Origin of the sequence: Streptomyces roseirectus (genome assembly GCF_014489635.1) — a bacterium.
Lineage (GTDB): Bacteria > Actinomycetota > Actinomycetes > Streptomycetales > Streptomycetaceae > Streptomyces > Streptomyces roseirectus.
In genome coordinates this window covers 7,198,882-7,220,145 of sequence record NZ_CP060828.1, presented here as the reverse complement: position 1 = coordinate 7,220,145, position 21,264 = coordinate 7,198,882, and the positions used below count along the sequence as shown (strand labels likewise).

Here is a 21,264-nt window from a genome sequence, read left to right as displayed (position 1 = left end):
AGAGGTGCCTTTCACAAGAGCCGAGGGCAGGTGCCGGGGCGGTGTGCAGGACCGCCCCGGCGGTCTGTGGGGGGGTGCGTCAGCAGACGCGGCCGACGCCGGCGCCGCGGGCGACGATCGCCGGGACCAGGCGGGGCGAGTCGACCCGGGTGCGCAGGGCCGGCGTCCAGCCCGCGCCGGACTGAAGGGTCTCGGCGGGGATCTCCGTGTTGTGCACGGCGATGAGGTCGGTGAGCCGGCCGTTGACGTAGTTGTTCTCGGCCGTCAGCGGCGCCTCGCTCCACTTCTTGAGCGCCTTGCCGACACTGGCGCCGGGCGGCAGCGAGATCGCGTTGTCGCTCGCGTACAGGCGGGAGTCGCGGCCGATGCCGAAGAGGTAGTAGTCCGACTGCTGGGCCTCATCGACGACGTAGTGGTTGTTGTAGACGTCGACCTGCCCGAACCGCACGCGCGGGGAGCGCTGGAGGATGCCGTCGAAGCGGTTGTGGTGCATCGTGACCTTGAGCTTGCCCGCGTCGAGCGCGGCGGTGCTGTCGCTGTTGCCGATCAGCATGTTCTTGTCGTGGTTCTCGAACGAATTCCACGACACGGTCACGTGGTTGGAGCCGCGCACGATGTCGGTGAGGCCGTCGTGCTGCTGGAAGACCTTGCCGAAATAGACGGGCCGCTCGCTGTCGGGGTAGCGGCCGTCGGTGAGCGTGTTGTGGTCGATCCACACGTGGTCGGTGCCGAAGACGACGACCGCGTCGTACTCGGAGTTCCAGTTGCCGGTGTGGTTGTCGTCCGTCGGGTCCCACTTGGGGAAGCAGTCGAGCGGGGCCTCGATGGTCAGGTTGCGCAGGATGACGTTGGAGACGCCCTTGATCTGCAGACTCCCGCCCAGGATCCCGGAGTTCTTGCCGACGCCGACGATCGTGGTGTTGCTCGGGACGTTGGCCTTGATGACCGAGTCCTGGTTGGCGGCGGAGGCGACGCGGGCGTCCTCCTGCGGGCCCATGGCGACCTTGTCGTTGCCGTAGACCGCCGGGTCGTAGTCCTTCAGGTACTGCTGGAGGTCGTAGCCGCCGGTCACGAAGGCGTCGCAGCCCTCGGAGACGGCGTCGATCATCCCCTTCACCTTGATGATCTTGGGAGCGCTCCCGCCGGCCGCGAGGGCGGCCTTGAACTGGGCCCAGGTGGTGACGGTGTAGACGTGCTCGGCGTCGGCCGCCGCGCCGCCGGTCGTGCCGGCCCCTTCCGAGCCCCAGCCGTCACCGGCGCCGAGCACCTGGCGGGCGAGGTCCGTCGTCCGGTGGGGCTGGGCCTCGGCGGCGACGCCGGTCAGCGAGAGGACCAGGGCGGTGCAGCCCAGGATCGTCCCGTACCGCATAACTCTGTCATGATCATGCCATTTCCGTGCGTGCATGGTGCGGCTCTCCTTTTCCTGAAGCGGGGGGTGTGCTACTCGGTGACGGCCTCCGGCCAGGTGATCCAGGACTCGGGGATCTCCGCGTCCAGCCGGCCCAACTCCCGCCGCGCCAGCACCCTCGTCCGACTCAACTCCCGCGCCACCAACCGCGCGACGGCGATCGCCCCCGGCGGGTTGAAGTGCGTGTTGTCCTGCTCGGTCGTCGTCCAGTTGAAGTACTTCTTCGTCTCCTCCACGCCGAGCCGCTGCCACAGCGCCAGCGACAACGCCTGCACGTCGAGCAACGGCACGCCCTCCTCGACAGCCAGCGCCCGCATCGCCGCCGGGTACTCCCCGTGCGTCGGCACGGAGTTGCCCTGCCCATCGAACCTCCGCCGCTCGACGGACGTGACCAGCACGGGCCGGGCACCGCGCTGGCGGGCACCGGCTATGTAGAGGCGGAGGTGATCCTGGTAGGTGGTCCAGGGTTCGGTGTAGCGGGTGGGGTCCTCGACCTTCTCGTCATTGTGCGCGAACTGAACGAGTAGAAAGTCACCCGGTTCTATGACGTCGAGAATCGCGGCGAGTCGCCCTTCATCCACGAAACTCTTCGAACTCCGCCCGTTCACCGCGTGATTGGCGACGGATATCCCCTTACGAAGAAAGAAGGGGAACGCCATACCCCACCCGGTCTCGGGGGCGGCGGGAGCGTATTTCTGGGCGGCGGTGGAATCACCGGCGATGTAGAGGGTGCGGGAGGAGGAAGCATACGCAGGTGTTGCAGCAAGGGGAACGGCGGCAAGGGCCGCCACGGAAACCTGTCGACGGGTAAGAGCCAAGAGAGGTCAACCTTTCTTGCTTTTTAGGGGCGCGGGGAACTGCGCGACCAGCCACGGGCGGCCTGCACCCTGCGACGTACAGGCCACCCCCACGGCGAAACCCAGCACTTAACCCCGCTGCTGCTTCCACTCCTCCTGAGCCGCGTTCAATTCCTCCGCCATCTTGTCGAGGAAGTCCTTCGCACTCATCTTCCCCAACAACACCTTCTGGAAGTTCGGCTCGTTGTCGGCCTTGGAGATCGTGTTCCAGTCGGGCAGGTAGTACGGCAACTGCACGATCGTCGTCGACCCGTCGGTCAACGCGGCGGCAGCCAACTTCGTAGGCTCAGCCTTCTGCACCCACGCATCCCCCGCGGCCTCCGTGTTGGACGGCACCTGCCCCGCGGACTCGTTGAACTTGGAGTTCTCCGCCTTGGACAGCGCGAACTCGATGAACTTCCAGGCCGCCTCCTTGTTCTTGGAGTTCTTGAACACCCCGAGCCCGTCGACAGGGTTGGATACCTGGACCCGCTTTCCGTCGGCGGCGGTGGGCGAGGGAACCCCCCGGAACTTGTCGGCCCCGAACGCCTTCACGTGGTCCTGGTAGGAACCGAGATTGTGGTTGAGCATCCCGATCGTGCCGGAATCCCACTGCGCGACCATCTTCGTGAAGTCGTTGTTGAGGTCGGCCGCGGGCGTGACCTTCTTGTAGAGCCCGGCGTACTTCTCCAGCGCGGCGACGTTCTTGGGGTCGTTGAGAGTGGTCTTGTCACCGTTCCAGAAAGAGGTGATCTGCGACTGCCCGTACATCGCGTCGAGCGCCTGCGCGATGGACCCGGCGCCACCGCGAATGGTGTAACCGAATTCGTTCTTGCCGGCGTTGGTGAGTTTTTCGGCGGCGGTGTAGAAGTTGTCCCAGGTGGTGGGCGGCTGGAGCCCGGCCTTCTGGAAGAGGTCGGTGCGGTAGTAGAGAACGCCGTTGTTGGCGGAGGTGGGAATGGAGTAGAGCGTGTCGTCACCTCCGCCGGCGGCCTTGAGGGAGGCGACCATGTCCTTGTTGAGCTTGCCGTTCAGCGGGGACTTGGAGAGCCGTTCGTCGAGCGGTTCGAGGGCGCCCTGCGCGGCGAACCCGGCGAGCATGGCCGCGCCGACCCCGCCGACGTCGGGCAGGCCGCCGCCGCGGATCGCGGTGTCGACCTTGGACTGGTACTCGGTCGCGGCGATCCCGACGTACTCGACCTTGATGTCGGGGTTGGCGTTCTCGAAGTCGGCGATGATCGTCTTCCAGATGTCGGTGCGGACACCGCCGTTGTTGTCCCAGAAGAGGATCTTGCCGGTGCCGCTGCCCTCGGCCCCCTTGTCGCCGCTGCCGCTGCCGTCGTCACCGCAGGCGGTGGCGGTCAGGGCGAGCACGGACCCCAGGGCGACGGCTGTGGCGACGCGGCTGCTTCTGCGGTTTCTGTTCTTCATCGGTCGGCTCTCTTCAGTGTGTGTTCGGTGTGTTCGGTGGTGGGGGGGTCAGTGGGTGCGGGCGGTGTGGGGTGCCCAGCCGTCGGTGCCCTTGAGGTAGGCGGTGACGGTGTGGGACGACGCCTGATTGTCCGTCAACTGTGGCCGGTCGGCGGCGACTTGGGAGCCGGGGCCGTAGTTGTGGTACTCGGCGAGGCGGGCGTCGCGCCAGGAGAAGCCGCCCATGTCGGTCCAGGGCGTCGCCTTGATCGCGGCGGGCAGGTAGGTGTCGCGGATCAACACCTGGGCGACGGCGTCGACTTGGCCGCCCGGGTGCCAGGGCCGGCCGAGGTGGAAGGTGCCGGCGGGGGCGTCGCTGACGATCCGGGAGCGGGTGATCAGGAACCCGTGGGGGTTGCCCGTCCAGGTCGAAGCGGCCGTGATGTAGCCGTTGTTGGTGTCGGAGCCCCGGCTGAGCGCCCGGATCTCGGAGCGTTCGACGACGGTCGTGGCGCGGCCGTAGAGGAAGTCGACGTCCCCCTCGATGAAGGAGTCGCGGATGTAGACCCGGCTGACGGTGGTCAGGTTCGGGCTGTCGGTCATCAGGGTGTCCTGGTTGCCCAGGAAGGCGGTGTCCTCGAAGACGATCCGGTCACCGGTCGTCTTCATCGCCAGCGCCTGTTCGCCCTTCAGCTCGACGGCGGCCTCGTCGAAGTCGTTGCTGAAGGTGAGGTGGCGGGCGGTGACGTCGTTCGCGGCGATCCGTACCGTCGCGCTTCCCGTCGAACCGCCGTACTCGGCGGGTGTGTCGTAGACGATGACGGTGTCGGCGCGGCTTTGTCCAGTCCCCTGCAGCACGATGTTGGGCTTGTTCGCCGGGACGACCACCTTGGCGCGGTAGGTGCCGGGGGCGATGGCGATGGTCACGGGCACGTCGTTGCCGGCCGGCACCGCGTCAACCGCCGCTTGGACGCTGGGGTAGTGGGCGGGGACGTGCAGAGTGGTGCCGATGTTCCGCTGCGGGCCGGAGAAGCGGGTCACGAGCGCGGGGACGGCTTTCGCCGGGTCGAGGCGGTAGGCGTAGAAGTCGCGGGGATCGAAGGCCGTTCCCCAACTGTCCGTCCTGCCGCTGGTGTTGCGCAGGATCGAGCCGCGTTGCACCAACTCGGCGGTGGCATCGGCCTGGTAGGGGTGCTGGACGCCGTCATAGTAGCTGTTCTCGATGACCATCCTGGTGCGGCCCCGGGACCAGTTGCCGTACGTCCACACGGGGTCGCCGTCGCTCACCTGGGCGGAGAGGTAGTTGTTGTAGAGGTGTGCGTAGGCGCAGTTGTCCGCCGAGGGGTTGCGCTGTTTGGTGCCGGTGAACCAGTTGTGGTCGATGGTGATCTGGGTGCGGAGGTTGTCCGTCCAGCCGATCCCGAACGCCTTGTTGTGGCTGCGGAACTGGTTGTGGGAGACGGTGACGTACTGGCTGTCCTTGCGGATGTCGAGCAGTCCGTCGCCCATGTGCTGGAAGCGGTTGTGGTCGATCCACACGTGGTCGGCGCCGTCCATCTGGATCGCGTCGAAGTCGGTGGTCTTGCCGTCCCAGTCGCCCTCGACGTAGGAGTCGCGGATCGTCAGGTTGCGGATGACGACGTTGCTGGTGCCGGGGTTCAGGTGGAGTTCGCCGTGGACGATCTCGCCGGTGTCGCCGACGCCGATGATCGTCTTGTCCGAGCCGACCACGATGTCCGCGCCGAAGGGTTCGACGGCGATGGAGCCCTTGACGCGGATGACGTACGGCTCGGGCGCGTTCGCGTAACTCACCAGGGACGCCTGGTCGGTGACGGTGACGACCTTGCCGCCGGCGCCTCCGGTGGTGCCGCCGGCGAGGGAGGCGAAGCCGTGCGCGCGGTCGGTCCAACGGGCGGGTTGTGTCGGGTAGTTGGGCGCGGTGGTCCGGTCCGGTAAGGCGCGTTCGGTGGCCGTCGCCTCGCCGGTGGTGCCGAGGCCCAGGGCCGCGGTCATGCCGAGCAGGGCGGCGAGGACGGCCCCGGCGCCCGGTCTGCGCTTGCTAGGGAAGTGCGTCATTGCGGCTCCCAACAGGCGTGCTGAATAAGTGAGTTACAAGGGAGTGATCCTGAAGCGGGTGAAGACGGCGGAGCCCGCGTGCCCGCTGCCCTCGGGGGCGAGCGAGACGAGGCCGAGCAGGGCGCCGACCCACCGCCAGGGCGTGGCGGCGAACACGGGGCCGGAGGGGCGCAGACCCTCTCCGACGTCGTGGAAGAACTGGCAGCGCGCCCCCTCGCGGATCTCGATCCGCAGTCGTACGCGGCCCGTTGGGACGAGCCGGGGGTGCGCGGCGTCGCGTTCCCTCTCGGCGACGCCCTCGGCGAACCGGTGGACGAGGTGGACGGTGCCGTCGGGTCCGCGCTGGAGCCCGATCCAGCTGAACGCGTCGCCGAGGACGGCGAGTCCGCCGCGTGCGCCGGGGTCCTCGCTGGGCAGTTCGAGGGTGACCTCGACGGCCGACGGCCGGCCGGGGAGGCGCTGGGTGAGGATGTTCGGGAGTTTGCGCAGGTCGTGGAGGTCGGCGGTGCGGACGCAGGAGAGTCTGAGGCCGTCGCCGGAGTGCTGGGTCGCCCAGCCGTCCTGCGGGTTCGCGGTCCACGCCCACTGGCGGCCGAAGCGTCCGCCGGGGAAGTCGTCGTCGGTGGCGGGCGCGGCGGGCTTCTGCGGGGGCAGGGCGGGGAGTTCGTGGGTGGCGACGGGGGCGCCGTCGTCGCCGATGACCGGCCACCCGTCCGGACCCCAGCTCATTGGCTGGAGGTGGACGACCCTGCCGTAGGCGCCGCGCTGCTGGAAGTGCAGGAACCAGTCCTCGCCGTGCTGGGTGCGGACCCAGCCGCCCTGGTGGGGGCCGTTGACGTCGGTGTCCTTCTGTTCGAGGACGACGCGTTCCTCGTAGGGGCCGAAGAACTCCCGTGCGCGGAAGGCGCCTTGCCAGCCGGTCTCCACTCCCCCGGCGGGGGCGAGGATCCAGAAGCGGCCCTCGTGGCGGTAGAGCTTGGGTCCTTCGAGGGTGAACCAGCCGGGGATGCGGTCGCCGTCGACGATGACCTTGCCCTCGTCGAGAAGTGACCGTCCGTCAGGGTTCATGCGGTGGCCGGTGAGCCGGTTCTTGACGCCGGAGCGGGACTTCGCCCAGGCGTGGACGAGGTACGCCTCGCCGGTCTCGTCGTCCCACAGGGGGCAGGGGTCGATCAGGCCCTTGCCGGCCTTGACGAGGTGGGGGCGGGTCCAAGGGCCCCTGATTTCCGGGGCGTTGACCTGGAAGATGCCCTGGTCGGGGTCGCCCCAGAAGATCCAGAACCGGTCGTCGTGGTGGCGCAGCGAGGGCGCCCAGACCCCGCAGTCGTGCCGGGGCCTCCTGAACTCGGCGGCGGGTTCGAGGAGTTGGAGGGCGTGGCCGACGAGCGTCCAGTTGACGAGGTCGCGTGAGTGCAGCAGCGGCAGGCCGGGGGCGCGGCCGAAGCTGGACGCGGTGAGGTAGTAGTCGTCGCCGACGCGCAGGACGTCGGGGTCGGACCAGTCGGCGTCGAGGATCGGGTTGGTGTACGTCACTGGCTGACCGCCTTCCGGACCAGGACGGCCGCCTCGTCGCGTCCGAGCCGTCCGTCGGCGACGACGGTGACGACGCGGCGGACGACGGTGTCGCCGGGCGGGACGGGCAGGCGGGCGGTGGACGCCAACGAGGAGCCCACGCCGGGGTATTCGGCGGTGCGCACGAACCAGGGGTCGCGCCGGGTGAGGTCGGTGGCGCCGGCGAGGACGAGGGTCCAGTCGGCGCCGGCGAGGGCGATCCAGTCGGCGTGCGCGCCGTGCGCGGCCTCCTCGCCCTTGGTGTCGGGGGTGAAGACGTCGGGTGCCGAACTCTCTTTGCGGGCGCGCCAGAAGAAGCCGCCGTACGCGGCGCCGGGGCGGCCGTTGGTGGCGGGGCTGCCGAGGGACAGCGGGGCGGGGCCGGGGTTGGTGAGGGCGAAGGTGAAGTCCAACGCCCAGGCGGTGTCGGTGAGTTCGGTGGCGGCGACGGTCCGGCGCTCGCGCAGCAGTTCGCGTCCGGCGGCGATCCAGCGCAGTTCCTCGACGAATCCGTCGGGGTCGTGGAGCTGGAAGCCGGTGTGGAGCTGGACGCCGTGGTTGTCGAGTTCCGTCGGGCCCTGTCCCTGGACGTAGGTGCGCCCGCCCCAGAAGTTGTGCCCCTCGACGTCGGGTACGGCCACACCGACGCCGAGGTGGTGGAGGTGGTCGGCCGGGGTCAGTTCGGTGACCGCCGTGCCGGCGAGGGTGGTGACGGGGTGCAGGTAGGGGCGCGGGGAGAGCCGGGCGGGCAGTTCGGGCCGGGTGACGTAGCGGCCGACCGGGCGGCCCGCGACGCGCAGGACGGCGGTGTCGGGGGCGGTCATCGGGTGCTCACCTCTTTCGGCAGGGCCCAGGGGGCGTCCAGTTCGGAGTAGAGGGCGAGGGAGTCGGCGACTTTTTCCACGAGGTCGTCGATCCCGGGAACCACGCGGCGTTCCTCGTCGTTCAGGAGGTACCAGGCGTTTTCGGGCAGTGGAGCCGGGTCCGGTGCGGTGCGGATCGCTTCCACGACCTTCATGAAGGCGCCGGTGGAGTCGGGAGGTACGAGCAGGGAGGTGTGATCCGTCAGGTGATCGACGAGGTTCTCGAGTAGATCGGTGCGGCCGTACTCGTACTCCTCCGGGCCGTGGCCGGCGCGCTGGAGGAGGACGCGGTCCTGCTTGTACCAGTAGGTGATCCGGCCCCGGCTGCCGTGGACGAGGACGTACGGCTCGCCCGGCCGCTCGGCGCACAGGGTCGCGGCAATGGTGACCGGACGGCCGTGGGAGGTGGTGACGCGGACACAGGAGGTGTCGTCGGACTCGATGGTGTTGGCGTGGAACAGCTCGGTCTCCACGCGGGTCACGTCCTCGGCGCGGACGGCGCCGTCCAGGGCGAGGGCGGTGGCGACGGCGTGGGCGAGCGGGTTGGTGAGGGCGCCGTCGATGACGTCCACGCCGTTCAGGCGCCGTTTGCCCGCCCAGGGGGCGCGCCGGTAGTAGGACTCGGCGCGGGCCCAGGCGCCCGCTCCCCCGACCCCGGTGACCTCGCCGATCGTCCCGTCGGCGATGAGGTCCCGGATCGCGGGGACGGCGTGCGAGCCCAGCGACTGGAACCCGATCTGGCAGGCGACGCCGGCGGCGGCGACCCCGTCGGCCATGCGCCGGAACTCCGGGTAGGACGGCGCCGGGGGCTTCTCCAGCAGGAGGTGGACGCCCCGGCTCGCGGCGGTGAGCGCGAGGTCGGTGTGGGTGGGGATCGGGGTGCAGATCACCGCGATCCGCGCGCCGGTGGCGTCGAGGAGGGCGCCGAGGTCCGGGGACTGCTCGGGGGTGCCGAGGCCGGCGGGGATCTCGTCGGGGGTGAGCGGGGTGAGTTCGCAGATCCCGGCGAGGCGGACGATGCCCTTGTCCTGGAGGCGGAGGATGTTGTCCAGGTGCCAGCGGCCGTGGCCGCGTGCCCCGGCGAGGACGAGGTCGATGCTCATGGGGTCACGGCAGCCTTCCCGCGCCCGCCTCGCGGGCGACCCGGTGGTCGGCCGTACGGGCGCTGTCGATCTTCGTGTGCAGGGTGGGGGTCCAGCCGACGTCGGCCACCAGGTCGCGTTCGCTGCCCGAGTTGTAGGCGTTGTGGATGGTGAGGAGGTCGACGGGATAGCCGTTGAAGAGGGTGCCGCTCTGCTGGAGGGCGGTGCCGTTCCAGCTCTTGACGAGGTCGGCGACCTCGATGTGGCCGGGTGCGTGGAAGGCGTTGTTCTCGGCGACGATCGCGGACTCGGTGGAGACGCCGATCGAGTAGCGGTGGTCGTCGCCGGTCACCAGGTAGCGGTTGTTGTAGAGGTGGACCTGTCCGAAGCGGACGCGGGGCGCGCGCTGGACGATGCCGCGGAACTCGTTGTGGTGCAGGGTGACACGCAGCCTGCCCCGGTCGCCGGTCGCGGTGTCGCCGCTGCCGATCAGCATCGCCTTGTCGTGGTCGGCGAAGCGGCTGAAGGAGACGGTGACCAGGTCGGAGGCGTTGGTGATGTCGAGGAGGCCGTCGTGGCGCAGGTGGTTGCGGGCGAAGTGGGTGGGCTCGTCGGCGTCGGGGTGGCCCCGGTCGCTGAAGGTGACGTGGTCGACCCAGACGTGGGTGGCGCCGGACAGCCACAGGTTGTCGTAGGCGGTCTTCCAGTCGCCGAGTCCGCCGTTGTTGGGCTGCCAGACGGGGAAGCAGTCGTAGGCGTCGCGCAGGTCGAGGTTGCGGACGATGACGTTGGTGGCGTTCCTGACCTGGAGGTTCGCGCCCTTGATGACCGCTTTCGCGCCGACGCCGATGAGCGTGGTGTGGGAGCCGACCTTGAGGACGACGCGCTCGGCCTGGCGCGCCGCCGACGCCTGGCGGGCGTCCTCCTGAGGGCCGGCCGGCTTGGCGGCGCCCCAGGTGCGGGGGTCGTAGGCGGCGAGGTAGGACGCGAGGTCGTAGCCGTCGGTGGCGTAGTCGGCGCAGTCCAGGGGGCGGCCCGCGTCGTCGGTGTTGGCGTCGATGGTCCCGGCGACCTTGATGATCTTCGGGGTGTCGCTGCCGCCGTCGAGGGCGCGGACGAGCTGCGCGCGGGTGGTGACGGTGTGGACGTGGCCGGCGTCGGCCGCCGCGCCTCCGGTGGTGCCGGGGCCCTGCGCGGCCCAGCCGTCGCCGGCGGGCAGGGTGTCGCGGCTCGCGTCGCGGGCCTCGGCGTGTGCCGGGAGCGCGAGTAAGGGCAACAGGGCGGTTACCACGGCGAGTTGACGGAGTCTCATCCCTTCACCGCCCCCGCGCTGAAGCCGGTGATGAGCCACTTCTGGATGAACGCGAAGACGATCACGACGGGGACGGCGGCGATGATGCCGCCCGCCGCGAGCGCGCCGAGGTCGACGCTGTCGGCGCTCATCAGGGTGTTGAGGCCGACCGGGATCGTCTGCTTGTCCTGGTTGTTGAGGAACATCAGGGCGAACAGGAAGTGGTTCCAGGAGTGCACGAACGCGAAGGAGCCGACGGCGATGATGCCGGGCCGCAGCAGCGGCAGGACGACGATGCGGAACGCGGTGAGGCGGTTGCAGCCGTCGACCCAGGCCGCCTCCTCCAGCGAGTAGGGCACGTTCTTGATGAAGTTGCTGATCAAAATCATCGACAGCGGCAGTTGGAAGACCGTCTCGGCGATGATGACGCTGACCAGCGAGTTGATGAGCTTCAGCTCGGCGAAGATCTCGAACAGCGGGACGAGCAGCAGGGCGCCGGGCACGAACTGCGAGCACAGCAGGGCCAGCATGAACCCGTTCTTGATCTTGAAGTCGAAGCGGGCGAGGGCGTAGCCGCCGGCGAGCGCGACCAGGGTCGTGACGAGGAGCGTGGCGATGCCGACGTAGACGCTGTTCTCGAAGTAGGTCCCGAACTCACGCTCCGTCCACACCTTTTCGAAGTGGTCGAAGGTGATGGGCCAGGGCACGAGGGAGGTCGAGCCGGCCGGGCGGAGCGCGAAGAGGAGGATCCAGTAGAAGGGGATGAGGGTGAAGACGAGGTAGATCGAGAGCGGCAGGTAGATCTGCCAGCGGGGGACCTCGTCCCAGGCCCTGCGGTTCTTCGTCGGGCGCGGTGGCCCGGGGGTGGCGCGCACGGGGGCGGGGGCGGTCTCGGTGGCTTCTGTGGTGGTCACTTGGACTCGCCTCCGAACTTGCTCAGCCGCAGATAGACCATCGAGCAGAAGAGCAGGATCACGAACGCGACCGTGGTCAGGGCGGACGCGTAGCCGAAGTTGTGGGATTCCACGCTGGTGTTGGCGATGTAGAGCGGGAGGGTCGTGGTCTCGCCGGCGGGTCCGCCGCCGGTCAGGGTGTAGAGGAGGTCGACGTTGTTGAACTCCCAGACCGCGCGCAACAGCGTGGAGAGGATGATCGCGTCCTTGAGGTGGGGCAGCGTGATGTGCCAGAACTGCTTGAGCCTGCTGGCCCCGTCGACCTCGGCGGCCTCGTAGAGGTCCTTCGAGACGGACTGGAGGTCGGCGAGGATGAGGATCGCGAAGAACGGCACCCCGCGCCACAGGTCGGCGACGACCACGGCGGGGAAGACGGTCGAGGTGTCCGACAGCCAGCTCGTGCCGTACGAGCCGATGCCCAGGTCGGCGAGGTAACGGGTGATGCCCGTCTGGGAGTTGTAGAGCAGGACCCAGATCGCGGAGGTCAGCACACCGGAGACGGCCCACGGCGAGAAGACGAGCGCGCGCCCCAACGCCCGCCCCACGAACGTCTGGTTGACGATCAGTGCCAGCGCGAGGCCGAACAGCAGCTGGAGCCCCACCTCGACGAAGACCCACTTGGCGCTGAAGGTCAGCGTGTCCCAGAACTGCGGGTCGTCGGTGAAGATCTGCCGGAAGTTGTCGAGTCCGGCGAAGCCGTTGCGCCAGGGTTTGGTGGGGTTGAAGTGCTGGAGGCTGTAGTAGAAGACGCTGATCACCGGGTAGGCGATGAAGCCCAGCATCAGCAGGGCCGCCGGCGCGATCAGCAGGTACGGCAGCCTGCGCGGGGTGGCGGAGGCCCGGCGCCGCCGGGGTGGCGCGGGCTGTTTCGCCACGGCTGCGGCTTGGGCCATGACTGTGTCTCCGTTCGGGTGCGTCGTACGGTAAGCGCTTTCTCCACAGGCGTACGGATGCCTGGTCGTGCCGTGCGGTGGTTCAGCCGGCGTAGGGGTCCGAGACCGTGCCGGGGCGCGCGAGGAACTCGAAGTCGCAGCCGGTGTCGGCCTGCGTGATCTGCTCGTTGTAGAGGGCGCCGTAGCCGCGCTCGTAACGGGTGGCCGGTGGCGTCCAGTTCGCCCGGCGCGCGGCCAACTCGTCGTCGTCCACGTCGAGTTGGAGCGTGCGGGCGGCGACGTCCAGGGTGATGGTGTCGCCGGTGCGGACCAGGGCGAGGGGGCCGCCGACGTACGACTCGGGCGCGATGTGCAGGACGCAGGCGCCGTAACTCGTGCCGCTCATCCGGGCGTCGGAGATGCGGACCATGTCGCGCACGCCCTGCTTGAGCAGGTGGTCGGGGATCGGCAGCATGCCGTACTCGGGCATCCCGGGGCCGCCCTTGGGGCCGGAGCCGCGCAGTACCAGGACGCTGTCCGCGGTGATGTTCAACTCCGGGTCGTTGATGGTGCGTTGCATGGTCCGGTAGTCGTCGAAGACGACCGCGCGGCCGGTGTGCTTGAGGAGGTGCGGCTCGGCGGCGATGTGCTTGATGACCGCGCCGTCCGGACAGAGGTTGCCACGCAGGACGGCGACCCCGCCCTCGGCGGCGACCGGGTTCTCGCGGGTGCGGATGACGTCGTCGTCGTGGACGACGGCGCCTTCGAGCTGTTCGCCCAGAGTGCCGTTCACCGTGGGCCTGTCCAGGTGGAGCAGGTCGGTGATCCGGGAGAGGAACGCGGGCAGGCCGCCGGCGAAGTAGAAGTCCTCCATGAGGTGAGTCCGGCCGCCGGGGCGGACATTGGCGAGGACCGGGACGGTGCGGGCGATGCGGTCGAAGTCGTCGAGGGTCAGTTCGACGCCGGCCCGGCCCGCCATCGCGATCAGGTGGATCACGGCGTTGGTGGATCCGCCGAGCCCGAGGACGGTGGTGACGGCGTCCTCGAATGCCGTGCGGGTGAGGATGGTTGAGGGCTTCAGTCCCGTCCAGGCCAGCTCCACCGCGCGGCGTCCGGTGGCGGCGGCCATCCGCTCGTGCGCGGAGTCGACGGCCGGGATCGAGGAGGCGCCCGGCAGGGTCATGCCGAGGACTTCGGCCGCCGCCGTCATCGTGGACGCCGTGCCCATCGTCATGCAGTGCCCGGGGCTGCGCGCCAACCCGCCCTGGAGTTCGCGGAGTTCACAGTCCGTCAGGTTGCCGGCGCGGTGCTCGTCCCAGTACTTCCACATGTCGGTGCCGGAGCCCAGGGTCTCGCCCCGCCAGTGTCCGGGCAGCATCGGCCCGGCGGGCGCGAAGACCGACGGCACGTCGGCGGAGGCGGCGCCCATGAGGAGGGCCGGGGTCGACTTGTCGCAGCCGCCGAGCAGGACGGCCGCGTCGACCGGGTACGACCGCAGCAGCTCCTCGGTCTCCATCGCGAGGAGGTTGCGGTAGAGCATCGGGGTCGGCTTCTGGTAGGTCTCCGAGAGGGTGGAGACCGGGAATTCGAGCGGGAAGCCGCCCGCCTGCCACACGCCCCGCTTGACCGCCTCCGCGCGTTCGCGCAGGTGGACGTGGCAGGGGTTGATGTCGGACCAGGTGTTGAGGACGGCGATCACCGGGCGGCCCCGGTACTCCTCCGCCTCGTAACCGAGCTGGCGCATACGGGCGTTGTGCGACCAGGTGCGCAACTGGCCTTCTGTGCCGTACCACTGATGGCTTCTCAGCTCTTCGGGCTGCTTGCGAGGCTCGTCCGGCGTTCTGCGAGGCTCGTCCGGCGTTCTGCGAGGTGCGTTCATATGGACCACCCGGCGGCTATGGCGGCGACCTCGGCGCGCTCGTCCTCGGGCAGCGTCCGGCTCGGCGGGCGCACCTCCCTGCGGCACAGGCCGAGCGAGGCCAGGGCCTCCTTGACGACGGTGACGTTGTTCGCGGACCCGTTGGCCGCGCGCAGTTCCTCGAAGCGCCGGATCTGCTCCCAGACCTTCATCGCGGCCGGGTAGTCCCCCGACCGCAGCGCCTCGATCATGTTCAGCGAGACGGCCGGGGCGACGTTCACGAGCCCCGACGTGAAGCCCGTCGCGCCGGCCGAGAAGTACGAGGGCGCGTACGGCTCGGCGAGCCCCGCGACCCACACGAACCGCTCAAGACCCGCGTCCCGCGCGAACGCCGCGAACCTGGCCGCGTCCGGGACGGCGTACTTGACGCCGATCACGTTCGGGCAGACGTCGGCCAACTCCGCCAGCCGCTCGCCGCGCAGTTGGGGGTTGCGGATGTACGGGACGACGCCCAGCTCGGGGACGGCCTCGGCGATCGCGCGGTGGTAGTCGACCCAGCCGGCCTGCGAGACGTACGGGTGCACCGGCTGGTGGACCATCACCATCTGCGCGCCGAACTCCCGTGCGTGGCGGGCGGATTCGACGGCGCTGGGGACGTCGTGGCCCACGCCGACCAGCACCGAGGCCCGGCCGCCGACCTCGTCGAGGGTCAACTCCGTGATCGTGCGCCGTTCTTGGGGGGTGAGCGTGTAGAACTCCCCGGTGTTCCCGTTGGGGGTGAGGGTGGTGATCCCGGCGTCGAGGAGCCGGCGCAGCAGGGCGCGGCAGACGGCCTCGTCGACACCGCCGTCCTCGGCGAACGGGGTCACCGGGATGGCGACGACCTCGGCCAGGGCCGCGCGCTGGGTCTCGAACGCCACGTTGCTCATTCCTGACCTTCCTGGTTCGCCTCGTCGGGGAAGGCCCGTTCGACGAAGGAGCCGATGTGGGCGTGCAGGGCACGGGCCGCGCCGTCCGCGTCGCCCGCCAGCGCGAGCCGCAGGATCTCGCGGTGCTCGCCGGCCTCCCGCTCCCACGACGGGGACGCCGCCCACGCCACGGCGGAGACCAGGGCGGCCTGGTCACGGACCTCGTCGAGCATCCGGCCGAGCAGCGGGTTGCCGCACGGCAGGTACAGGGCACGGTGGAACTCCCGGTTGGCCAGGGAGCGTTCGGCGGTGTCGCCGGCCTCGTCGGCGCGGGTCAGCGCGGCGCGGGCGGCGTCCAGGGAGGCGCCCCGGCTCACCGTCCGGCGCAGCGCCTCCGGTTCGAGCAGCAGGCGTACGTCGTAGACCTCGCGCGCCATGTCCGCGTCCACCATGCGCACCGTGACGCCCTTGTACTGGCTCATCACGACGAGCCCGGTGCCGGCCAAGGTCTTGAGCGCCTCGCGCACCGGGGTCTTCGACACCCCGAAGTGTGCGGCGAGTTCGGTCTCCACCAGGGCCTGACCAGGCGTCAGGCGCCCGGTGAGGATGCGGCGTTTGATCTCCTCCAGGACGTACTGCGTCCGGGAGGGGATCGGCGTGGGCACAGAGGTCATGCGCGCCTCTCGAAGTCGCGTATCTGATCTCGCGTATCGCGTCTCATATATGACGTACGAAGTACGACGCGTTGAAGGTAGGAAGGGGGTGAGGGGTTCGTCAATGCTTCTGACAGAAGGAAGTTGAGACAGGGGCGGGAGCTGGGTGGGAGGCGTCAGAAGCGGAACGTCTCGCCCTCGCGGGCCATGCGGGTCGGTCCGCCGAACGCGAGCGCGGCGCGGCCCGTCGCCGTCTGCCGGGTCATCGTCGGGCCGACGTGGGTGACGAGCAGTTCGCGGACGCCGGCCTTGCGCGCCGCGTCCCCGGCGTCCTCCGGCCTCAGGTGGACCTGTTCGCCCTCGCGATGCCGGTCGATGTCCGCCTCGCACAGGAACACGTCGGCGCCCGAGGCGAGTTCGGTGAGCGCGTCGCACGGTCCGGTGTCCCCCGAGTACGCGAGGACGCTGCCCTGGCACTCCGCGCGCAGCCCGTACGCCTCGGTGTCGTGCCGCACCGCCCGCGCGGCCAGGCGCAGGTTCCAGTGCCGGACGAGGAGACCGTCGTACAGGGGCCTGAAGTCGAGGATTCCGCTCAGGAAGCGGACGTCGGCCTTGCCGAGGAAACCGGCGACGCGCAGCGCGCAGTCGCGGGGCGCGTACACCGGGATCGGCGCGGCCGGGGTCATGCCGCCGAACGCGAAGGCGTACACGGCGGCGAGGAGGTCGGCGCTGTGGTCGGCGTGCAGGTGCGACAGCCAGATCGCCGTCAGCTTCCTCGGGTCCGTGTGCCGCTGCAACTCCGCGAATGTGCCGGGGCCGGCGTCCACCCACACCTCCGCGCCGCCGCCGCGCAGGAGGTAGCCCGAGCAGGGGCGGTCGGGGGCCGGGTGCGGGGAGGCTGTGCCGAGGACGGTGAGGCTCAGGGGCATGGGTCGGAGGGTACGGGTGGGGGTGGTGGGGTGTCCGGGGATCGGGGGATACCGGGGGGAGATATGACGGGGGGGCGGGGGCACGGACGAGGGTGGGAGTGGGGGTGGGAGTGGGGGCGGGGATACTTGAGAGGTACGGGTACTACGGGACGTGGCACGGCGGCGGGGTCCTCAGAGCCGGTCCCCTCCCCCACCCCATACCTAAGGCGTCCTCCCGATGCCCTACCCCCCTCCTTAGCCCCACGATGACCAGGCATGACGACAACCACCTGGGCCGTCCTGCGTGACCGGGACGCGGCCCTCTACCTCACCGGCGTCGTGATCTCCGGCTTCGGCACCTCCGCGCTCTGGCTCGTCGCCGGCGTCTGGGTCAAGGACCTCACCGGGTCCGACGGGCTCGCGGCGCTGTGCCTGCTGGCGATGTGGACGCCGGTCCTCGCGGGCCCGCTGCTCGGCGCCCTCGCCGACCGGTTCCCCCGCCGGCCCCTCCTCATCGGCTCCAGCCTCTTCCTCGCCGCCCTCCTCCCCGTCCTCGTCACCGTCGACTCCCCCGGCCTCGTCTGGCTCGTCCTCGCGGTCCTGTTCGTGTACGGCGCGACCGGCATCGTCAACGACGCCGCCGAGGCCGCCCTCGTCGCCGTCACCCTCCCCCCGACCCTCCTCGGCGACTTCAACGGACTCCGCATGGCCATCACCGAGGGCATGAAACTGGTGTCACCCCTGGCGGGGGCGGGGCTCTACACGCTGTACGGCGGACCGGCGGTGGTCCTCCTCGACGCGGGGACGTTCGTGCTGGCGGCGGGGGTGTATGCGGGGTTGCGGGGGCGGGCGGCGTCAGCAGGGGTGTCGGACGGGAACAGGGACGGGGCCGGCGTGAAGTTCCCGGCGCCGGAAGCAGCCGAGGGCAGCACGAGGCGCGGAAGGTCAAAAACGGCCGACAACGGCACTCAACTCCCGGCATCGATAAGCACCCGAACCAACCCAGCACCCCTCCGACACCGGCTCCGCCGTCTCCTCGCCCCCGCCTCCGCCGGCGTCCGTCACCTCTGGGCGCACCCCCGCCTGCGGCCCCTCGTCCTCGCCGGGGGCGTCACCATGCTGGGCGCCGGGCTGAACGGTGCCATGACGTACGCGGTGATCGACGGACTGGGCCACTCCCCCGCGTTCGCCGGGGCGCTGTACGCCGTCCAGGGGGCCGGTTCCGTGAGCGTGGGCCTCCTGTCGGGCCGGGCCCTGCGGCTGCTCGGCGAGCGGAGGTTCGCGGCCTGGGGCATCACCGTGACGGCCGTCGCGGTGGCACTACGGGCGGTACCCATCGACACGCTCGCGTTCGCATGCAGCGCGGCCATCGGCGCGGGCCTGCCCTGCGTCCTCATCGCCACCCTCACCACCGTCCAACGCGAAACCCCCGACGCCGTCCTCGGCAGCACCATCGCCACAGCCAACACCCTCGTCTACGCCCCGAACGTCCTCGGCCTCGCAGCAGGCGCAACCCTGGTCGAACTGGCCGACTACCGCGCGGTGTTGACCATCACAGGCGCGACCTGGCTGGCGACCGCACTGCCGTTGCTGCGGGGCGGGGCCGACGGATGGGCGAAAGGCTGGGGCCGAACGTCAACGACCGGGCGGCGGGAATGAGGACCGCGCGGCCGGCCGTCAGTCATCCCCGCCCGGAGGGACGGGAGCCGCTTTGTCATACCTGAGGTCGAGGCACGAGCCGCATCACCGCATCGAGCAGGAGACGCCACGGGTACTCGTCAGGGCGCCCCTGCCCCGGCTGGTTCGGCACGAAGCCGCCCTCCCCGTACAGCACTTCGACGCCCATCTCCCGCAGTTCGGTGACGCTTCGTTCGAACTGCCGGTGCCGCACGTACGCCGCGTTCACGCACGGCATCGCCACGATCGGGATGCCCTTGCCGATGCCCTCCGCGACGACGCCGATCACGAACTCCCGGGTCAGGCCGAGAGCCCACGCGTTCATGGAGTTGAAGGTGGCGGGCGCGAACGCGATCGCGTCTGCCTTCGGCCACACGTCCGGATGGCCGGGGTCCTTGTACTCGGAGCGAACCGGATGCCCGGTCAGCTCCTCCAGAGCGGCGATCCGATCACCGAGCCATCGGGCGGCGGTCGAGGTCAGCCCGAGACACACGTCGAAGCCGCGTCCCTGAGCCTCCTCGATCACCTTTGCCACATCGAAGACAGGCGGCGCCGCCGATCCGAACAGATACAGCACGCGAGACGTCATGGTCCTATCGGATCACATGCAGTCGCCCCGATCCGGTGGAGCCGGAGGCGGACGCGGGTACCGTGCCCCGTGGCCGCACGGAACGAGGAGACCCGCATGCCCTCACTCGACGACGACCACCCCGGCACGCGCATCCGCGAGCAACGGAGACTGGCCAGGCTCACCCAACGAGCCCTCGCGGCAAGGACTCCGTTCTCGTACAGCCTGCTCAACCAGGTCGAATGCGGCGCCCGCCCCGCGACCGCGGACTTCGTCGCGGCGATCGCGCAGGCACTCAAGATCGACGTCACCACCCTCACAGGACAGCCCTACCTGACCGAACTCCAGCGCGACCGGCTTGCTGAACTCGTGCGGCCGATCCGTGAAGCCCTCGATCTCTACGACCTCGGTACCAACCCCGACTTGACCGTGCGCCCGGCCGCTGTCCTCGTGGCGGAAGCGGACCGACTCTGCGAGAAGGTCCGCGCCACACATCTGCGCAGCGCGGCCCGCATGCTTCCCGGTGTCATCGCCGAGCTGACACACGCCGCGTGGTCCACCCCCTCCACTCCCCTCTGGCGGGCCCTCTCGTCGACCTATCGCACGGCACACGACGTCGCCGTCAAACTGGGGTACTACGACTTGTCCACCGTGGCGCTGGACCGTATGGCCTGGGCCGCCGAGCGGGCGTCCGACCCCTGTTTGAGCGCGGTACGGCAGTACATGCGGGCGCTGGTCTACTTCCGCGAGGGCGAGTACGTCATCGGGCAGCGGCTCATCGCCTCCGGACACAGCATCGTCGGCCAGGCCGCCACGACACGTGAGTCCCTTGTCGTCACCGGGCAACTCCATCTCGGTGGCTCCGTCATCTGCGCGCGGGCCAGGAACGAGGCGGCCGTGAACCGGCACATCGGCGAAGCCCGCGACATCGCCGAGCGGACTCGGGACGCCTCGGATGTGCACTGGCTCTCGTTCGGCCCTGCGAACGTGCGGCTGCACACGATGTCCGCCGCCGTGGAGATGAACCAGTTCGACGAAGCGCTGAAGCAGGCTCGGGCGATGCGGTTGCCCGCGTCCATGGCGGTATCGCGGCGAACCCACTTCCTGATCGAATGGGCGCGCGCGGAGATGGAGACCGGGCATACCGAGCGCGCGCTGAAGCACCTGATGGAAGCAAGGCGGACGGCACCGGAGCAGACCCGGTACCACCCAGGCACCCGGGAAACGATCCGAGGGCTGGTGCATCTGTCACGGCATACACCCGAGACGCTGGGCCACATGGCCTCGTGGGTGGGGATGTAGGGGCACTCACAACGCTCACAGAACTGTGAGCGTTCAGGCCCTCCCCAGCTCCTACGGTCACAGTGAGACGGATCACCGTGACCGTGGAGGCGTGACATGCCACCCGAGACTGCTACTTCCCCCAGCACGCTCGCCCTCCTGAGCCTGCCGCCCCACGCCAAGCTGGCGCAGGCACAGACTCGGGGTGCCTCATGTGTCTGGTGCGGGATACGGCTGGACACGGCGACGGCCGTGGACCTCGGCGAGCGGCGGCACGATCGCTACGCGTACTCGACGTTCCCGCGCGCCTGCGCCGGATGCGTCGGCACGGCCGCAGACCGGGCGCTCCGCGCGCACGCCGGTCTGTGCGAACAGTGCGTGGACGACGGCGCCCGCTGCGAGATCGCGACCGCTCTGCGGCAACTGATCGAGGCGTCCAGGTGACCGGCCGGACGGACGGGACCGGTGACCTGCGGCCCGGTATCTACGGCTTCTGCTCCTGGCACAGGGCGTACGCCTACGGCGTGCGGGTGGTCAGCCTCGTCGCGGAGGGCCGGGGCGCCACGTTCGTCCTGTACGCGTGCGGGGGCTGCCGTGCCCTGTACGGCCTGACACCGAGGGCGGACCGGCCGTGATCGCCGGTATCGACCCCGACTACCTGTCCGCCGCATGCGCGGTCGCCCGGGGGTTCGGTCCGCGGTCAGGGCACGCTCATTGCCGCCGCACCGAGGACATACCGATGCCCCGCGGCGGCGGGATCGTCCTGATCCGCCGTTGCCTCTGCCCCTGCCACACCACCCACACCCCCGGAGGAGAAACCGTGGACACTCGATCCGCCCCGCTGAGCGTTCGTGTCAACGACTGCGACGAGTGCACCGAGTACGCCGAAGCAGCGAGGGAGGCGAGTGCGCGGGGTGATCACTCGGCCGCCGTCGACAACCGTGTCCGTATCGCCACCCACGAGACCGGGCACGCCGGCGCTCCTGCCCCGTGAGCCCCCGTGTCCGGTCCGGCGTGTACGCCGATCGGGCCGGGCACGGGGCAGACGGCCGACCCGCTCACGGCTCCC

The 21,264-nt window shown here is 69.9% G+C and carries 20 protein-coding genes; 5 read left to right on the top strand and 15 right to left on the bottom strand.

Going from position 1 to position 21,264, the window contains the following annotated elements:
- Positions 1 to 79 precede the first annotated feature (79 nt).
- From IAG44_RS30995 to IAG44_RS30930, 14 genes are all read right to left on the bottom strand, one after another.
- Positions 80 to 1,405, bottom strand: coding sequence for a pectate lyase family protein (locus IAG44_RS30995; protein WP_187750380.1), 1,326 nt, complete (start codon positions 1,403 to 1,405; stop codon positions 80 to 82).
- 35 nt (positions 1,406 to 1,440) lie between these two features.
- Entirely contained in the window at positions 1,441 to 2,226 is a 786-nt protein-coding gene (locus IAG44_RS30990; protein ID WP_187750379.1) for a rhamnogalacturonan acetylesterase, read from the bottom strand.
- A gap of 108 nt (positions 2,227 to 2,334) precedes the next feature.
- Positions 2,335 to 3,675, bottom strand: coding sequence for an ABC transporter substrate-binding protein (locus IAG44_RS30985; protein ID WP_187750378.1), 1,341 nt, complete (start codon positions 3,673 to 3,675; stop codon positions 2,335 to 2,337).
- 48 nt (positions 3,676 to 3,723) lie between these two features.
- Positions 3,724 to 5,730 (bottom strand): pectinesterase family protein, encoded by a 2,007-nt coding sequence (locus IAG44_RS30980; RefSeq protein ID WP_187750377.1) that lies wholly within the window; start codon positions 5,728 to 5,730, stop codon positions 3,724 to 3,726.
- Positions 5,731 to 5,763: 33 nt separating this feature from the next.
- A complete protein-coding gene (locus IAG44_RS30975; protein ID WP_187750376.1) occupies positions 5,764 to 7,263 on the bottom strand; it encodes a glycoside hydrolase family 43 protein in 1,500 nt (499 codons plus the stop codon).
- Positions 7,260 to 8,105: a DUF6807 domain-containing protein gene (locus tag IAG44_RS30970; RefSeq protein WP_187750375.1), complete on the bottom strand. Its 846-nt coding sequence runs from the start codon at positions 8,103 to 8,105 to the stop codon at positions 7,260 to 7,262. The genes IAG44_RS30975 and IAG44_RS30970 overlap by 4 nt, the downstream gene beginning before the upstream one ends.
- Positions 8,102 to 9,247 (bottom strand): Gfo/Idh/MocA family protein, encoded by a 1,146-nt coding sequence (locus tag IAG44_RS30965; RefSeq protein ID WP_187750374.1) that lies wholly within the window; start codon positions 9,245 to 9,247, stop codon positions 8,102 to 8,104. Before IAG44_RS30965 ends, IAG44_RS30970 begins: the two co-directional genes overlap by 4 nt.
- 4 nt (positions 9,248 to 9,251) lie before the next feature.
- Positions 9,252 to 10,538: a pectate lyase family protein gene (locus tag IAG44_RS30960; protein ID WP_187750373.1), complete on the bottom strand. Its 1,287-nt coding sequence runs from the start codon at positions 10,536 to 10,538 to the stop codon at positions 9,252 to 9,254.
- A complete protein-coding gene (locus IAG44_RS30955; protein WP_187750372.1) occupies positions 10,535 to 11,431 on the bottom strand; it encodes a carbohydrate ABC transporter permease in 897 nt (298 codons plus the stop codon). Before IAG44_RS30955 ends, IAG44_RS30960 begins: the two co-directional genes overlap by 4 nt.
- Positions 11,428 to 12,363: a carbohydrate ABC transporter permease gene (locus IAG44_RS30950; RefSeq protein WP_187750371.1), complete on the bottom strand. Its 936-nt coding sequence runs from the start codon at positions 12,361 to 12,363 to the stop codon at positions 11,428 to 11,430. The genes IAG44_RS30955 and IAG44_RS30950 overlap by 4 nt, the downstream gene beginning before the upstream one ends.
- 82 nt (positions 12,364 to 12,445) lie before the next feature.
- A complete protein-coding gene (gene araD, locus IAG44_RS30945) occupies positions 12,446 to 14,221 on the bottom strand; it encodes an L-arabinonate dehydratase (protein WP_187750370.1) in 1,776 nt (591 codons plus the stop codon).
- Positions 14,218 to 15,129, bottom strand: coding sequence for a dihydrodipicolinate synthase family protein (locus tag IAG44_RS30940; protein WP_187750369.1), 912 nt, complete (start codon positions 15,127 to 15,129; stop codon positions 14,218 to 14,220). Before IAG44_RS30940 ends, araD begins: the two co-directional genes overlap by 4 nt.
- The gene (locus IAG44_RS30935; RefSeq protein WP_187750368.1) at positions 15,126 to 15,782 is read right to left on the bottom strand and encodes a GntR family transcriptional regulator; all 657 of its coding nucleotides are present in this window, start codon (positions 15,780 to 15,782) and stop codon (positions 15,126 to 15,128) included. The genes IAG44_RS30940 and IAG44_RS30935 overlap by 4 nt, the downstream gene beginning before the upstream one ends.
- Positions 15,783 to 15,937: 155 nt before the next feature.
- Positions 15,938 to 16,690: an MBL fold metallo-hydrolase gene (locus tag IAG44_RS30930; RefSeq protein WP_187750367.1), complete on the bottom strand. Its 753-nt coding sequence runs from the start codon at positions 16,688 to 16,690 to the stop codon at positions 15,938 to 15,940.
- A 255-nt stretch (positions 16,691 to 16,945) separates the two neighbouring features.
- Here IAG44_RS30930 and IAG44_RS30925 point away from each other — a divergent pair, with 255 nt between their 5' ends.
- Positions 16,946 to 18,328 carry an MFS transporter gene (locus IAG44_RS30925; RefSeq protein ID WP_187750366.1) on the top strand — a complete coding sequence of 461 codons (1,383 nt, stop codon included), beginning with the start codon at positions 16,946 to 16,948 and terminating at the stop codon, positions 18,326 to 18,328.
- 55 nt (positions 18,329 to 18,383) lie between these two features.
- Here the strand turns inward: IAG44_RS30925 and IAG44_RS30920 are convergent, their stop codons facing one another.
- Positions 18,384 to 18,935 carry a flavoprotein gene (locus tag IAG44_RS30920; protein ID WP_187750365.1) on the bottom strand — a complete coding sequence of 184 codons (552 nt, stop codon included), beginning with the start codon at positions 18,933 to 18,935 and terminating at the stop codon, positions 18,384 to 18,386.
- Positions 18,936 to 19,031: 96 nt separating this feature from the next.
- Between IAG44_RS30920 and IAG44_RS30915 the strand changes: the two genes are divergently transcribed.
- The 4 genes from IAG44_RS30915 to IAG44_RS30900 all read left to right on the top strand — a co-directional run bounded on the left by IAG44_RS30915 (position 19,032) and on the right by IAG44_RS30900 (position 21,189).
- Positions 19,032 to 20,216 carry a helix-turn-helix domain-containing protein gene (locus IAG44_RS30915; protein ID WP_187750364.1) on the top strand — a complete coding sequence of 395 codons (1,185 nt, stop codon included), beginning with the start codon at positions 19,032 to 19,034 and terminating at the stop codon, positions 20,214 to 20,216.
- Between the two features lie 96 nt (positions 20,217 to 20,312).
- Positions 20,313 to 20,639, top strand: a complete 327-nt coding sequence (locus IAG44_RS30910) for a hypothetical protein (protein WP_187750363.1) — start codon at positions 20,313 to 20,315, stop codon at positions 20,637 to 20,639.
- The gene (locus IAG44_RS30905; RefSeq protein WP_187753150.1) at positions 20,636 to 20,830 is read left to right on the top strand and encodes a hypothetical protein; all 195 of its coding nucleotides are present in this window, start codon (positions 20,636 to 20,638) and stop codon (positions 20,828 to 20,830) included. Before IAG44_RS30910 ends, IAG44_RS30905 begins: the two co-directional genes overlap by 4 nt.
- A 185-nt stretch (positions 20,831 to 21,015) precedes the next feature.
- Positions 21,016 to 21,189 carry a hypothetical protein gene (locus IAG44_RS30900; RefSeq protein ID WP_187750362.1) on the top strand — a complete coding sequence of 58 codons (174 nt, stop codon included), beginning with the start codon at positions 21,016 to 21,018 and terminating at the stop codon, positions 21,187 to 21,189.
- The last annotated feature ends 75 nt before the right edge of the window (positions 21,190 to 21,264 follow it).

Coding starts and splice junctions, on each gene's coding strand:
- IAG44_RS30995 (WP_187750380.1), bottom strand. CDS start 1,405: ATGCACGCACGGAAATGGCATGATCATGACAGAGTTATGCGGTACGGG.
- IAG44_RS30985 (WP_187750378.1), bottom strand. CDS start 3,675: ATGAAGAACAGAAACCGCAGAAGCAGCCGCGTCGCCACAGCCGTCGCC.
- IAG44_RS30980 (WP_187750377.1), bottom strand. CDS start 5,730: ATGACGCACTTCCCTAGCAAGCGCAGACCGGGCGCCGGGGCCGTCCTC.
- IAG44_RS30970 (WP_187750375.1), bottom strand. CDS start 8,105: ATGACCGCCCCCGACACCGCCGTCCTGCGCGTCGCGGGCCGCCCGGTC.
- IAG44_RS30965 (WP_187750374.1), bottom strand. CDS start 9,247: ATGAGCATCGACCTCGTCCTCGCCGGGGCACGCGGCCACGGCCGCTGG.
- IAG44_RS30960 (WP_187750373.1), bottom strand. CDS start 10,538: ATGAGACTCCGTCAACTCGCCGTGGTAACCGCCCTGTTGCCCTTACTC.
- IAG44_RS30950 (WP_187750371.1), bottom strand. CDS start 12,363: ATGGCCCAAGCCGCAGCCGTGGCGAAACAGCCCGCGCCACCCCGGCGG.
- araD (WP_187750370.1), bottom strand. CDS start 14,221: ATGAACGCACCTCGCAGAACGCCGGACGAGCCTCGCAGAACGCCGGAC.
- IAG44_RS30940 (WP_187750369.1), bottom strand. CDS start 15,129: ATGAGCAACGTGGCGTTCGAGACCCAGCGCGCGGCCCTGGCCGAGGTC.
- IAG44_RS30935 (WP_187750368.1), bottom strand. CDS start 15,782: ATGACCTCTGTGCCCACGCCGATCCCCTCCCGGACGCAGTACGTCCTG.
- IAG44_RS30930 (WP_187750367.1), bottom strand. CDS start 16,690: ATGCCCCTGAGCCTCACCGTCCTCGGCACAGCCTCCCCGCACCCGGCC.
- IAG44_RS30925 (WP_187750366.1), top strand. CDS start 16,946: ATGACGACAACCACCTGGGCCGTCCTGCGTGACCGGGACGCGGCCCTC.
- IAG44_RS30920 (WP_187750365.1), bottom strand. CDS start 18,935: ATGACGTCTCGCGTGCTGTATCTGTTCGGATCGGCGGCGCCGCCTGTC.
- IAG44_RS30915 (WP_187750364.1), top strand. CDS start 19,032: ATGCCCTCACTCGACGACGACCACCCCGGCACGCGCATCCGCGAGCAA.
- IAG44_RS30910 (WP_187750363.1), top strand. CDS start 20,313: ATGCCACCCGAGACTGCTACTTCCCCCAGCACGCTCGCCCTCCTGAGC.